Raw genomic sequence first — 12,981 nt, forward strand, 5'->3', positions numbered from 1 at the left:
AATTAAACATGACTGAAAAAAAATATATCGTTGCGCTCGACCAGGGCACCACCAGCTCCCGCGCGGTCGTAATGGATCACGATGCCAATATCATTAGCGTGTCGCAGCGCGAATTTGAGCAAATCTACCCAAAACCAGGCTGGGTAGAACACGACCCAATGGAAATCTGGGCCACCCAAAGCTCCACGCTGGTAGAAGTGCTGGCGAAAGCCGATATCAGTTCCGATCAAATTGCAGCTATCGGTATTACGAACCAGCGTGAAACCACTATTGTCTGGGAAAAAGAAACCGGCAAACCTATCTATAACGCCATTGTCTGGCAGTGCCGTCGTACCGCCGAGATCTGCGAACATCTCAAACGCGATGGCATGGAAGAGTACATTCGTAACAACACCGGTCTGGTGATTGACCCGTACTTCTCTGGCACCAAAGTGAAGTGGATCCTCGACCATGTGGAAGGCTCTCGCGAGCGTGCGCGTCGTGGTGAATTGCTGTTTGGTACGGTTGATACGTGGCTTATCTGGAAAATGACTCAGGGCCGTGTCCATGTGACCGATTACACCAACGCCTCTCGTACCATGTTGTTTAACATCCATACTCTGGACTGGGACGACAAAATGCTGGAGGTGCTGGATATTCCACGCGAGATGCTGCCAGAAGTGCGTCGTTCTTCCGAAGTATACGGTCAGACTAACATTGGCGGCAAAGGCGGCACGCGTATTCCAATCTCCGGGATCGCCGGTGACCAGCAGGCGGCGCTGTTTGGTCAGTTGTGCGTGAAAGAAGGAATGGCGAAGAACACCTATGGCACTGGCTGCTTTATGCTGATGAACACTGGCGAGAAAGCGGTGAAATCAGAAAACGGCCTGCTGACCACCATCGCCTGCGGCCCGACTGGCGAAGTGAACTATGCGCTGGAAGGTGCAGTGTTTATGGCGGGCGCGTCCATTCAGTGGCTGCGCGATGAGATGAAGTTGATTAACGACGCCTACGATTCCGAATATTTCGCCACCAAAGTGCAAAACACCAATGGTGTGTATGTGGTTCCGGCCTTTACCGGGCTGGGTGCGCCATACTGGGATCCGTATGCACGCGGGGCGATTTTCGGTCTGACTCGTGGGGTGAACGCTAACCACATTATACGCGCGACGCTGGAGTCTATTGCTTATCAGACGCGTGACGTGCTGGAAGCAATGCAGGCCGACTCTGGTATTCGACTGCACGCCCTGCGCGTGGATGGCGGCGCAGTAGCAAACAATTTCCTGATGCAGTTCCAGTCCGATATTCTCGGTACGCGCGTTGAGCGCCCGGAAGTGCGCGAAGTCACCGCTTTGGGTGCGGCCTATCTTGCTGGTCTGGCGGTTGGCTTCTGGCAGAATCTTGACGAGCTGCAAGAGAAAGCGGTGATTGAACGCGAGTTCCGTCCTGGCATCGAAACCACTGAGCGTAATTACCGTTACGCAGGCTGGAAAAAAGCGGTCAAACGCGCGATGGCATGGGAAGAACACGACGAGTAATAATGATTGCCTGATGCGACGCTTGCGCGTCTTATCAGGCCTACGAGTCGGATACACATCCGGCATCACACAGACTCTGAAACCGTGCGGGGGCAACCCCGCACACATCAATAATCCCGCCCTTCCCCTGTGCTACACTTCGCGCCATTCCTTACTGCTTAGAGTTTGCTATGAGACGAGAACTTGCCATCGAATTTTCCCGCGTCACCGAATCAGCAGCGCTGGCTGGCTACAAATGGTTAGGACGCGGCGATAAAAACACCGCGGACGGCGCGGCGGTAAACGCCATGCGTATTATGCTCAACCAGGTCAACATTGACGGCACCATCGTCATTGGTGAAGGTGAAATCGACGAAGCACCGATGCTCTACATTGGTGAAAAAGTCGGTACTGGTCGCGGCGACGCGGTAGATATTGCTGTTGATCCGATTGAAGGCACGCGCATGACGGCGATGGGCCAGGCTAACGCGCTGGCGGTGCTGGCAGTAGGCGATAAAGGCTGTTTCCTCAACGCGCCAGATATGTATATGGAGAAGCTGATCGTCGGACCGGGAGCCAAAGGCACCATTGATCTGAACCTGCCGCTGGCGGATAACCTGCGCAATGTTGCGGCGGCGCTCGGCAAACCGTTGAGCGAACTGACGGTAACGATTCTGGCAAAACCTCGCCACGATGCCGTTATCGCAGAAATGCAACAACTCGGCGTACGCGTATTTGCTATTCCGGATGGCGACGTTGCGGCCTCAATTCTCACCTGTATGCCGGACAGTGAAGTCGATGTACTGTACGGCATTGGCGGCGCGCCGGAAGGCGTGGTTTCTGCGGCGGTGATCCGCGCATTAGATGGTGACATGAACGGTCGTCTGCTGGCGCGTCATGACGTCAAAGGCGACAACGAAGAGAATCGTCGCATTGGCGAGCAGGAGCTGGCACGCTGCAAAGCGATGGGCATCGAAGCCGGTAAAGTATTGCGTTTGGGCGATATGGCGCGCAGCGACAACGTCATCTTCTCTGCCACCGGTATTACCAAAGGCGATCTGCTGGAAGGTATTAGCCGCAAAGGCAATATCGCCACCACCGAAACGCTGCTGATCCGTGGTAAATCACGCACCATTCGTCGCATTCAGTCCATCCACTATCTGGATCGTAAAGACCCGGAAATGCAGGTGCACATCCTCTGATTGATTTGATCGATTGAGCCTTCCAGTCCTTCGGGACTGGAATTTTTTTGTTCGGAGAACGAAGATAAGGCAAGTCAATCAAAACAGGAGAAAAACATGGCTGATTGGGTAACAGGCAAAGTCACTAAAGTGCAGAACTGGACCGACGCCCTGTTTAGTCTCACCGTTCACGCTCCCGTGCTTCCGTTTACCGCCGGGCAATTCACCAAACTTGGCCTTGAAATTGAAGGCGAACGCGTTCAGCGCGCCTACTCCTATGTTAACTCGCCCGATAATCCGGATCTGGAGTTTTACCTGGTCACCGTCCCCGATGGCAAATTAAGTCCACGACTGGCGGCACTGAAACCGGGCGATGAAGTGCAGGTGGTTAGCGAAGCCGCTGGCTTCTTTGTGCTGGATGAAGTACCAGATTGCGAAACGCTATGGATGCTGGCAACCGGTACAGCGATTGGCCCTTATTTATCGATTCTGCAATTGGGCAAAGATTTAGAACGCTTCAAAAACATGGTGCTGGTTCACGCCGCACGATATGCCGCCGACTTAAGCTATCTACCTCTGATGCAGGAACTGGAAAAACGCTACGAGGGGAAACTGCGCATTCAGACGGTGGTCAGTCGGGAAACGGCTGCGGGTTCGCTCACTGGGCGATTACCGGCGTTAATTGAAAGTGGTGAACTGGAAAGCGCGGTTGGCCTGCCGATGAATAAAGAAACCAGCCATGTGATGCTGTGCGGCAATCCACAGATGGTGCGCGATACACAACAGTTGCTGAAGGAGACCCGGCAGATGACGAAACATTTACGTCGCCGACCGGGCCATATGACAGCGGAGCATTACTGGTAAGCGGTTACTTGTCGATAAACGGCACGATCAAGAGATCCGCACTCAACTTATTGATCATCCCGCGATATGCCGGCATCAAACGGTTGATAAATGAGTGGTGATGACCACAGACAAGGAGGTCGCACTGCTCTTTTTGCATAATTTCCAGCAGTGTTTCCGGCATTTCTCCGCGTTCAATACGCAGTTTTGTCTTCGGCCATTGAATATTTTTCGTCAGTTTATACAGCTTGTTATCCGACTTATTCTTCAACAATTGAAGAATATCTTCTGTTGCAGGGAAGTAGATACCCGGATACAACTCGCTTAAGCCATCATCAATATGAATTAACGTCAGGTGAGCGTCATTATGTCTGGCGAGCTCCAGGGCTTTATTCACCAGTAAGGCATCTTCTTCATTCCCGGAAATTGCCACGCCAATGTGTTTATAAGCCATGTTTAACTCCTTCTGAAGCAACTCCATCAAGCTAACGAACGCAGTGATAACTCAAAAATAATCATCTCGGCCTGGCATGAGAAGGTGAAGGCCGCATCAAGCTCAACTTGCCCTTCCAGATCCTTAATCTTATAGGCCACGCTGGCCCCTTCATCTGCAGAGGATGCAGCGGCGGCAAGCTCTTTCAGTTTGGTCATAAAGGACTCTGCTTCTTCGCGGGTGGCAAAAAAGCGCGAAAACTTACTGGTACAGTTGTCGTTATCAATCACCGTACCGATATCAATCGCACATCCTTTAGTACTGCATTTATCTACGACATCTTTCATAGGGCACCTCTGTATATTCGCCTCTCTGTCGATTACGACTTAAGAATAATGCGCCGTTAAAGGAAGAACAAACAAGTAATGATCTTATGGATTACCATTTTTTTTGATATTGCTTAAGGTGAAGAGTTCAGAAGGATTTTCCGGGCATTGTCACTTGCATCGTGGAAATAACAATCCCGGAAAAAAATAGCGATAAGAGATATATTAAAGGTTAATTACTTGATTTATTGTCGGCTTTATACTTCACATCCTGGGTATCTTTACCATATTTATTTTCGCCTTGTGTGCCAACAAACGCACCAAGATCGATAAGCATCATCACCAGAATCAATGTCGGGACAAAACGCCCCACCGCCCATTGCCAGACACCCGGTAAAATTGCCCAGTTACCCGCCAGCAGCATCCACGCCACAATCATCAGAAATGCCCATGCGCCGGAACGCCCGCGATCATGCAAGCGCTTAACGGTTACTGCCGCTGTTGGCCAAAGCAAGCACACAAGGCAAAACGCCGCGGTCTGAATATCGAGTAAATTTTTACCCGCCAGTGAGAAAAGCACCAGCATGCCTGCGAACCACAGGCCTATCCAAATCCAGAAATCACGGCGTCCAATACGCCCTTTAAATGAGAATAACCATTGCTGTATGGTCATGTAAGTTCCTTGATGGTTGTCTTTTCCAGGATTCTACCCTTTTGACAAGGGCGACAGATATCGTTTTAATCGGAGCCAGTCATAACAAAAGGTACTGTCAATGAAGCCAGGGTGTACGCTGTTTTTTCTCTTATGTTCTGCATTAACCGTTACAACAACGGCGCATGCACAAACACCAGATACGGCAACGACCGCGCCTTATCTGCTGGCTGGAGCCCCTACTTTCGATCTCTCCATCAGCCAGTTTCGAGAAGACTTTAACAGCCAGAATCCCAGCCTGCCACTGAACGAATTTCGTGCCATCGACAGCAGTCCCGACAAAGCCAATCTCACTCGTGCAGCAAGTAAAATTAACGAGAACTTGTATGCTTCTACTGCGCTGGAGCGCGGTACCTTAAAAATCAAAAGCATTCAAATAACCTGGCTACCCATCCAGGGGCCAGAGCAAAAAGCCGCGAAAGCGAAAGCTCAGGCATACATGGCAGCGGTGATCCGCACACTCACCCCATTAATGACCAAAACTCAAAGCCAGAAAAAACTGCAGTCGCTACTAACGGCGGGGAAAAACAAACGTTATTACACCGAGACAGAAGGTGCACTGCGTTATGTTGTCGCGGACAACGGCGAAAAGGGGCTGACCTTCGCTGTTGAACCGATTAAGCTGGCGCTATCTGAATCGCTTGAAGGTTTGAATAAATGACAAAAAGCAAAGCCTTTGTGCCGATGAATCTCTATACTGTTTCACAGACCTGCTGCCCTGCGGGGCGGCCATCTTCCTTTATTCGCTTATAAGCGTGGAGAATTAAAATGCGACATCCTTTAGTGATGGGTAACTGGAAACTGAACGGCAGCCGCCACATGGTTCACGAGCTGGTATCTAACCTGCGTAAAGAGCTGGCAGGTGTTGCTGGCTGTGCGGTTGCAATCGCACCACCGGAAATGTACATCGATATGGCGAAGCGTGAAGCTGAAGGCAGCCACATCATGCTGGGTGCGCAAAACGTGGACCTGAACCTGTCCGGCGCATTCACCGGTGAAACCTCTGCTGCTATGCTGAAAGACATCGGCGCACAGTACATCATCATCGGCCACTCTGAACGTCGTACTTACCACAAAGAATCTGACGAACTGATCGCGAAAAAATTCGCGGTGCTGAAAGAGCAGGGACTGACTCCGGTTCTGTGCATCGGTGAAACCGAAGCGGAAAACGAAGCGGGCAAAACTGAAGAAGTTTGTGCACGTCAGATCGACGCGGTACTGAAAACTCAGGGTGCTGCGGCATTCGAAGGTGCGGTTATCGCTTACGAACCTGTATGGGCAATCGGTACTGGCAAATCTGCAACTCCGGCTCAGGCACAGGCTGTTCACAAATTCATCCGTGACCACATTGCTAAAGTTGACGCTAACATCGCTGAACAAGTGATCATTCAGTACGGCGGCTCTGTAAACGCGTCTAACGCTGCAGAACTGTTTGCTCAGCCAGACATCGACGGCGCGCTGGTTGGCGGTGCTTCTCTGAAAGCTGACGCTTTCGCCGTGATCGTTAAAGCTGCAGAAGCGGCTAAACAGGCTTAAGTCTGACAGGTGCCGGATTTCATATCCGGCACTTACTTTCCTAAACTCCTCGCCTTAACGCAAAATCTCACACTGATGATCCTGGATTTCTTCGGCTGAAGCACGGTTCAGCGTCAGTAGATTTCGTTGTGTCGCCAGCAATACAAATGAGTTATCACTCTGCCGTACCATCGCCAGCCCGTAGCTTCCCATATGTTCCCGCGCCTCAGGCACTTCTTCCGCCAGCATCATAAATGGGCTGCGTTGTACCAGTTCGCTTTCCGTTACCCGACGCGCCAGGTACTCATGCCCACGCAAACCACCTGGCAGTGGCAACCAGCGGCTACTGATGTTCGCCAGATTGTTATCCAGCTGTTCGCGCACATCAGGACGAATACAAGAAATATGAATATGAAAATGGTTTTGCGTACGCCCGGTGCGGGAGTTGATCGCCAGAGATACCGCGCGATCGGGAACAGGCTGGCCGTATTTTTGGCTCATAAAATCACGCGCCTGCCAGGCTAACCAGAAAAAATTAGGCGTTGACGGATCGGTCAACAATGGGCTTTCAGTACCGTTAATACGGTTCGTTGGCATCAACAGATATTGCAGTGGGCCATGACGATCTTTTAAAACCACGTATCCGGCGTTGGGTTTGACTTCCGCACATGGCGACGGGTTTTGGTTTTCCTGCTGGTTGGGCAAACATTGCTCAAGAACAATCTTACGTAACGTGTCTGACTCTTCACCGGTTAATTTCCAGTAACCAATACCGGCAGCCACAACGGCGATAACTATCATCACCAAAAAAAGAAGACCCGCTTTTTTCATCTTTTTTTCCCTGTACCTCAAAGAGATGCAAGGGTAACGCAAAATCGTGACAAATAAAAAACCCAGTGGCGAGAAACCACCGGGCTTGATAATTATCCTGGGGAAATCAGCGTTTGCTGATCTGATCGAACGTACCGCCGTTAGCAAAATGCTCTTTTTGCGCTTTCGTCCAGCCGCCGAACTCTTCATCAATGGTGAATAACTTCAATTTTGGAAACGCATTTTCGTACTTTTTCGCTACCTCAGCGTCGCGCGGACGGTAGTAGTTTTTCGCTGCAATTTCCTGACCTTCTGGCGAGTAGAGATATTTCAGGTAGGCTTCCGCCACCTCTTTGGTGTCTTTTTTCTCGACCACTTTATCGACCACCGACACGGTTGGCTCTGCGAGGATAGACTCACTCGGCGTGACGATTTCGAATTTATCTTTCCCCAGTTCATTCGCTGCCAGCAGAGCTTCATTTTCCCAGGCAATCAGTACATCGCCAATTCCGCGCTCGACAAAAGTGTTAGTGGATCCGCGCGCGCCAGAATCCAGAACTTCGACGTTTTTATACAGTGCCCGAACAAAATCCTGTGCTTTTGCCTGATCGTTGTTGTTGTGATGCAGCGCGTAGCCCCAGGCTGCCAGGTAATTCCAGCGCGCGCCACCAGAGCTTTTCGGATTAGGCGTGATCACCGAAACACCCGGTTTAATCAGATCGTTCCAGTCATGGATCTGCTTCGGATTACCCTTACGTACCAGGAAAACAATGGTGGAAGTGTACGGTGCGGAATTATCCGGCAGACGTTTGATCCACTCTTTATCAATCCGCCCGCGTTCCGCAATTGCGTCCACGTCATAGGCCAGAGCCAGCGTGACAACATCAGCTTCAATACCGTTGATTACCGACGTCGCTTGTTTGCCTGAACCACCGTGTGACTGACGAATCACCACGTTATCGCCAGTTTGCTGTTTCCAGTGGGCGCTGAATGCCTTGTTGTACTGTTCGTACAATTCGCGCGTTGGATCATATGAAACGTTAAGAAGCTGAATATCCTTTGCCATAACGCTGGTTGCCGCCAGCAAAAATGTTAACCCTACGCCCCACTTTTTCATCGCCCGACTCTCTTATGTTGTGTTGTGATGAGCAAAGCGTGCCAGAAGGTTGACCAAACATTAAAGAATAAAAAAAGATTGGCTATAACTTGCGAGTATATGTTGGGGGATTAAAAAGGCGGAAGAAATCCGCCTCATATTGCTGACAAAGTGCGCTTTGTCCATGCCGGATGCGGCACAAACGCCTTATCCGGCCTACAAAAGTTTGCAAATTCAATAGATTACAGAATTCATGTAGGCCTGATAAGCGAAGCGCATCAGGCCTTTTTGCTTCTGTCATCGGTTTCAGGCTAAAGGAATCTGCCTTTTTCCGAAATCATTAATACAGTTTTTTCGCGCAGTCCAGCCAGTCGCCTTTGAACGGACGCTTCATGTTTTCGATAGCGTCGATGATGTCGTGGTGAACCAGCTGTTCGTTCTGGATACCTACGCAACGACCACCGTAACCTGCCAGCAGCAGCTCGATAGCGTAAGCGCCCATACGGGAAGCCAGAATACGGTCGTAAGGCACCGGAGAACCACCGCGCTGGATGTGGCCCAGCACAGTTGCGCGGGTTTCACGACCGGTTTCTTTCTCGATGAAATGCGCCAGTTCGTCAACATCACACATATGTTCGGTAATCGCCACGATCGCGTGTTTTTTACCTTTCGCGATACCCGCTTTGATTTCGTTTACCAGGTCTTCACGGCTGAATTCAACTTCCGGAACCACAACGAATTCACAGCCACCGGCAATGGCCGCAGCCAACGTCAGATCGCCACAATAACGGCCCATCACTTCCACCACGGAAATACGCTGGTGAGAAGAAGAGGTGTCACGCAGACGGTCGATCGCTTCTACAACGGTGCTCAGCGCAGTGAAGAAACCGATAGTGTAGTCAGTGCCTTTGATGTCGTTGTCGATAGTGCCCGGCAGGCCGATGCACGGGAAGCCCATTTCGGTCAGACGCATTGCACCCATGTAGGAACCGTCACCGCCGATAACCACCAGCGCGTCGATCCCACGTTTTTTCAGGTTTTCGATAGCCACGGCGCGGATGTTCTCGTCGCGGAATTCCGGGAAACGCGCAGAACCGAGGAACGTACCACCACGGTTGATCATGTCAGAAACGCTGTAACGGTCTAGCTGTACCATACGGTCTTCATACAGACCCAGATAGCCGTCATAAATGCCCATTACTTCCAGACCTTCTGTCAGCGCAGAACGAACAACCCCGCGAATTGCGGCGTTCATGCCTGGCGCATCACCGCCGCTTGTCAACACACCGATTTTCTTAATCATGACTACCTCTGAACTTTGGAATGCAAAATGAAATCTGTTGCCGGAAGTCTTCTTGCACATCGAAATGATCCAACGAATGTGCAAATAGTATAACAATCACTTCCTGCTGAATTGATTCAGGTCAGGCCAAATGGCGGTATTTTATACACAAAATGCGGGTCTGGCTCTCTTTTATACTGATTATGAAAGCATAGACCGTTTACCCTCCCTGGGTACGACGGAACAGGGGTCCTGATGGATAATCACATCCGATCCCGGAAAACGCCGTAAAATAGCCTGCTCTACCTGATCCGCCACCATATGTGCCTGAACCAAAGGCAGAGAGTCTTCCATTTCCAAATGAATCTGAATAAAGCGGGTCGGCCCTGACTGCCGCGTGCGAAGATCGTGAGCGCCGCTAACACCCGGCCAGGAAGTCACGATATCAATAATTTCTTGCCGTTCCTCATCAGGTAATGCGCGATCCAGTAATGACTGTACCGCCTCATATCCCATGCGTAACGCGCTATATAAAATATAGATGCCGATTCCCAATGCAAACAGAGCATCGGCGCGATGCCAGCCGTACCAGGACAACCCCAGCGCCAGCAGAATTGCGCCGTTCATCATAACATCAGACTGGTAATGTAGCATATCAGCCCGCACCGCCTGGCTTTGCGTCCGGCGCACCACCCAACGCTGAAACGAGACAAGGATAATCGTACAAATTAGCGCCACAATTGTCACGATAACCCCGACGCCTGGATCTGTCATCGGTGTTGGAGATACCAGATGTTGAATACCCGTCAAAAACAGGAATAGTGCCGAACCGGAGATAAACATACTTTGCGCCAGCGCCGCGAGGGACTCAGCTTTACCGTGACCAAACGAGTGATTATCGTCGGCAGGTTGCAGGGAATATCGCACCACCAGTAAATTCGTCAACGACGCGCCGATATCCACCAGCGAATCCACCAGCGCGGCGAGAATACTCACCGACCCGGTATACCACCATGCAAAAATTTTAATCAGCAATAGCAGCGAAGCCATCGCCGTCGCAGCAATCGCCGCCCGACTGACCAGCCGTCCATAAGATTGATTCATAAATACTCCCGCTATCAACTGACGGTAGTATAACGGAAGCAAATCATCTGCAATGCATTAAGCAGCAGGCAAATTGAGGATAAAAAAAACCCCCACATCATGTGGGGGAAGACAGGGATGGTGTCACAAAAAAGCACCTAACCTGATGATATAAATGGATTTATATCAACCACTGTCCACATAGCGTCCACATCGACCATAAATAAGCCCCTCGACTGAGGGGCTATTTTTGTGATCACATCCACATAATTTGCTGCCCTGACGGCAACGGGTGCGGCCTTACGGCGTGGACTTCTCCCGGCTTCACGATGTATCTCTGTACCGACTCATAAGTGATGAACGTGGCGCTGCAATTCACGTTCTGACACTGGTGATAACGCTCTTTTGTCGTGTCAGTGATATAGCGGCTTGTACGCGCATGTGCGGCATGCTGGCATAAAGGACAATGAAACATCGCGAGCACCTCTTCCGGTTTTGTTGATGTTGCCATTTTAGTTAATTTATACTTACAAAACAAACAGATAAATAAAACACATCACTCATCATCTTCTGTTTCGTACTCCACATCAGAAAGCCTTACCTCAAGCTCCAAAGACGTCGTGAAGCCGCTATTATTCAGAAAATGTGTCACCTTAGTGATTGTCCAGTCCTGCTCGTCTATGACACGCTTAAAGCCTGACACTTTGACCGGTGTTTCCGTGTAAATATCTGCCCGACCGGTAGCCAGGCTGATGGAGAACTCCGCAACACCCCGTTGCAGTTTATCCCACTTCGCCTGAGCGGCACGCATGGCCTGCGCTTTTGTGGCATATACCGTGGTCAGGGCAAAAACATTGTCAGCCTCACCGGCTATGTATTCACCTTCGCGCGCTTCAGGTACTTTTGGCGCTTTCTTCTGCGTGACCGGTTTCGCTTTCGGGTGCTCCAGTGCGCGCAGGTGTTTTTCTTTCTTTTTGCGTTTCAGTTTTACCTTCTGCTTTTGCGGCTTCGGGTCTTTGGTGTGTAACCACTTTGCCGTTACGCCGGTATAGGCTCCGCGGTCAGCAATCGCAAAATGATGACAGTCGCCGTCGCTGCGGGTGATGGTAATCTGCGGGATTTTTTTACCGCTGGCCGTCACGCCCTGCCCCGCTTTGAGAAACAGCAGTTTTCCCATTTTTACCGACACCTCACCGCCGTTGCGTTCTGCAAGACGGGTCAGGAATTTCGCATCAGACTCCTGCGACTGGTCGATGTGCGGGATTTTAATTCCGGCCAGTGACGGAGTGACACTGGCTTCCAGCCTGTTACGGGAGGCTATCGCCTCAACAATCGCACCGAGCGTGGTGTCATGCCATGAGCCTTCCCGGCGGGAATTGAACGTCCCGCGAAAATCTGCACTCCGGGCGCGGATGGTAACCACATCCGGCGCGCCCCGGTGTTCAACCTCATCAACGGTAAATTTCCCTTTGCATACCAGGGCAAAACCTTTCCAGCCGATATACACCGTCAGGACAGCGCCACGAACCGGCAGCCCGACCTGCCCGTCGGCATCGTTCAGTTCAATATCAAGCTGGTCAGCCTCAAAGCCCCGGTTATCCGTCAGGGTCATGCTCATCAGACGGTCGCTGATATTGCCGGTAATATCCCTGCTGTCGAGCATCAGCATGTAATCCGGCGTCAGCGTACTGCCTGCATCAAATGTCAGTGCATCCAGCATTATCCCGCCCCCGTCATATCCGTGAATTTAGTCGCCATACTGCCAGCCTTACCGATGAGCGATTCTGCCTGTTTACCGATATCGCCATAAAGCGCGGCCAGTGATTCATCAACGCGGGTGAGCGACAGCGTAAAATCAATTTTTCGGGGTGTGCCGTCTGCAAAGAAAATACTCCCTGTTTCACTCACCCTGCTGATGACATACATGCCGTAAATCATGCCGGTGCCATCCAGCAACGGCCACGCCCGACCTTCCTCTGCCATCAGTCTGAGCGTGGTCATCGTCAGCTTTCCGCCGGTCAGTTCGGGATAAAGCACACCGGCAAGCGTGATGTTTTCCTCGCCAACACCGAGAAACTGAAAGGCATCCCGTTTACCGATACGGGAATTTGACGGCCAGCGATAATCTGATTCACGCTGCATGGTCTGGTGTGGCAGCGTCTGGCGCATAAAAACAAACATACCTAACGCGAGCATCATTTTTC

15 protein-coding genes are annotated in these 12,981 nt (G+C 51.0%); 5 read left to right on the plus strand and 10 right to left on the minus strand.

The window, feature by feature from the left end:
- Positions 1-8: 8 nt before the first annotated feature.
- The 3 genes from glpK (at position 9) to fpr (ending at position 3,541) form a co-directional block, all read left to right on the plus strand.
- Positions 9-1,517 carry a glycerol kinase GlpK gene (gene glpK, locus C4F37_RS15425; protein ID WP_000136804.1) on the plus strand — a complete coding sequence of 503 codons (1,509 nt, stop codon included), beginning with the start codon at positions 9-11 and terminating at the stop codon, positions 1,515-1,517.
- Positions 1,518-1,687: 170 nt separating this feature from the next.
- Positions 1,688-2,698, plus strand: a complete 1,011-nt coding sequence (glpX, locus tag C4F37_RS15430; RefSeq protein WP_001250644.1) for a class II fructose-bisphosphatase — start codon at positions 1,688-1,690, stop codon at positions 2,696-2,698.
- A gap of 96 nt (positions 2,699-2,794) precedes the next feature.
- The gene (gene fpr / locus C4F37_RS15435) at positions 2,795-3,541 is read left to right on the plus strand and encodes a ferredoxin--NADP(+) reductase (protein WP_000796345.1); all 747 of its coding nucleotides are present in this window, start codon (positions 2,795-2,797) and stop codon (positions 3,539-3,541) included.
- Positions 3,542-3,545: 4 nt separating this feature from the next.
- On the opposite strand, the gene uspD is transcribed toward fpr, so the two are convergent.
- The 3 genes from uspD to C4F37_RS15450 all read right to left on the minus strand — a co-directional run bounded on the left by uspD (position 3,546) and on the right by C4F37_RS15450 (position 4,952).
- Complete coding sequence (uspD, locus tag C4F37_RS15440) at positions 3,546-3,974, minus strand: universal stress protein UspD (RefSeq protein ID WP_000323555.1); 429 nt, start codon at positions 3,972-3,974, stop codon at positions 3,546-3,548.
- A gap of 26 nt (positions 3,975-4,000) precedes the next feature.
- Complete coding sequence (locus tag C4F37_RS15445; protein WP_000655986.1) at positions 4,001-4,300, minus strand: DUF406 domain-containing protein; 300 nt, start codon at positions 4,298-4,300, stop codon at positions 4,001-4,003.
- Positions 4,301-4,511: 211 nt separating this feature from the next.
- Positions 4,512-4,952 (minus strand): DUF805 domain-containing protein, encoded by a 441-nt coding sequence (locus C4F37_RS15450; protein ID WP_000155257.1) that lies wholly within the window; start codon positions 4,950-4,952, stop codon positions 4,512-4,514.
- A gap of 100 nt (positions 4,953-5,052) precedes the next feature.
- Here C4F37_RS15450 and C4F37_RS15455 point away from each other — a divergent pair, with 100 nt between their 5' ends.
- Together C4F37_RS15455 and tpiA are read left to right on the plus strand one after the other, a co-directional pair.
- Complete coding sequence (locus tag C4F37_RS15455; RefSeq protein WP_000802217.1) at positions 5,053-5,652, plus strand: YiiQ family protein; 600 nt, start codon at positions 5,053-5,055, stop codon at positions 5,650-5,652.
- 107 nt (positions 5,653-5,759) lie between these two features.
- Positions 5,760-6,527, plus strand: coding sequence for a triose-phosphate isomerase (gene tpiA / locus C4F37_RS15460; RefSeq protein WP_001216325.1), 768 nt, complete (start codon positions 5,760-5,762; stop codon positions 6,525-6,527).
- 54 nt (positions 6,528-6,581) lie between these two features.
- Here the strand turns inward: tpiA and cdh are convergent, their stop codons facing one another.
- The 7 genes from cdh to C4F37_RS15495 all read right to left on the minus strand — a co-directional run bounded on the left by cdh (position 6,582) and on the right by C4F37_RS15495 (position 12,976).
- Positions 6,582-7,337 carry a CDP-diacylglycerol diphosphatase gene (gene cdh, locus C4F37_RS15465; protein ID WP_001774116.1) on the minus strand — a complete coding sequence of 252 codons (756 nt, stop codon included), beginning with the start codon at positions 7,335-7,337 and terminating at the stop codon, positions 6,582-6,584.
- 106 nt (positions 7,338-7,443) lie between these two features.
- Positions 7,444-8,433 (minus strand): sulfate/thiosulfate ABC transporter substrate-binding protein Sbp, encoded by a 990-nt coding sequence (gene sbp, locus C4F37_RS15470; RefSeq protein WP_000758726.1) that lies wholly within the window; start codon positions 8,431-8,433, stop codon positions 7,444-7,446.
- Positions 8,434-8,752: 319 nt separating this feature from the next.
- On the minus strand, positions 8,753-9,715 hold the full coding sequence (gene pfkA / locus C4F37_RS15475; protein WP_001318165.1) for a 6-phosphofructokinase: 963 nt from the start codon (positions 9,713-9,715) through the stop codon (positions 8,753-8,755).
- A 180-nt stretch (positions 9,716-9,895) separates the two neighbouring features.
- The gene (gene fieF, locus C4F37_RS15480) at positions 9,896-10,798 is read right to left on the minus strand and encodes a CDF family cation-efflux transporter FieF (protein WP_001076748.1); all 903 of its coding nucleotides are present in this window, start codon (positions 10,796-10,798) and stop codon (positions 9,896-9,898) included.
- A gap of 235 nt (positions 10,799-11,033) precedes the next feature.
- Complete coding sequence (gene ogrK, locus C4F37_RS15485; protein WP_000468308.1) at positions 11,034-11,252, minus strand: prophage transcriptional regulator OgrK; 219 nt, start codon at positions 11,250-11,252, stop codon at positions 11,034-11,036.
- An 81-nt stretch (positions 11,253-11,333) separates the two neighbouring features.
- Entirely contained in the window at positions 11,334-12,497 is a 1,164-nt protein-coding gene (locus C4F37_RS15490) for a phage late control D family protein (RefSeq protein ID WP_001774114.1), read from the minus strand.
- Positions 12,497-12,976 carry a phage tail protein gene (locus tag C4F37_RS15495; protein WP_001774113.1) on the minus strand — a complete coding sequence of 160 codons (480 nt, stop codon included), beginning with the start codon at positions 12,974-12,976 and terminating at the stop codon, positions 12,497-12,499. The genes C4F37_RS15490 and C4F37_RS15495 overlap by 1 nt, the downstream gene beginning before the upstream one ends.
- Between the last annotated feature and the right edge of the window lie 5 nt (positions 12,977-12,981).

The organism is Escherichia sp. R1, from assembly GCF_003000935.1.
Taxonomy (GTDB): Bacteria; Pseudomonadota; Gammaproteobacteria; order Enterobacterales; family Enterobacteriaceae; genus Escherichia; species Escherichia coli.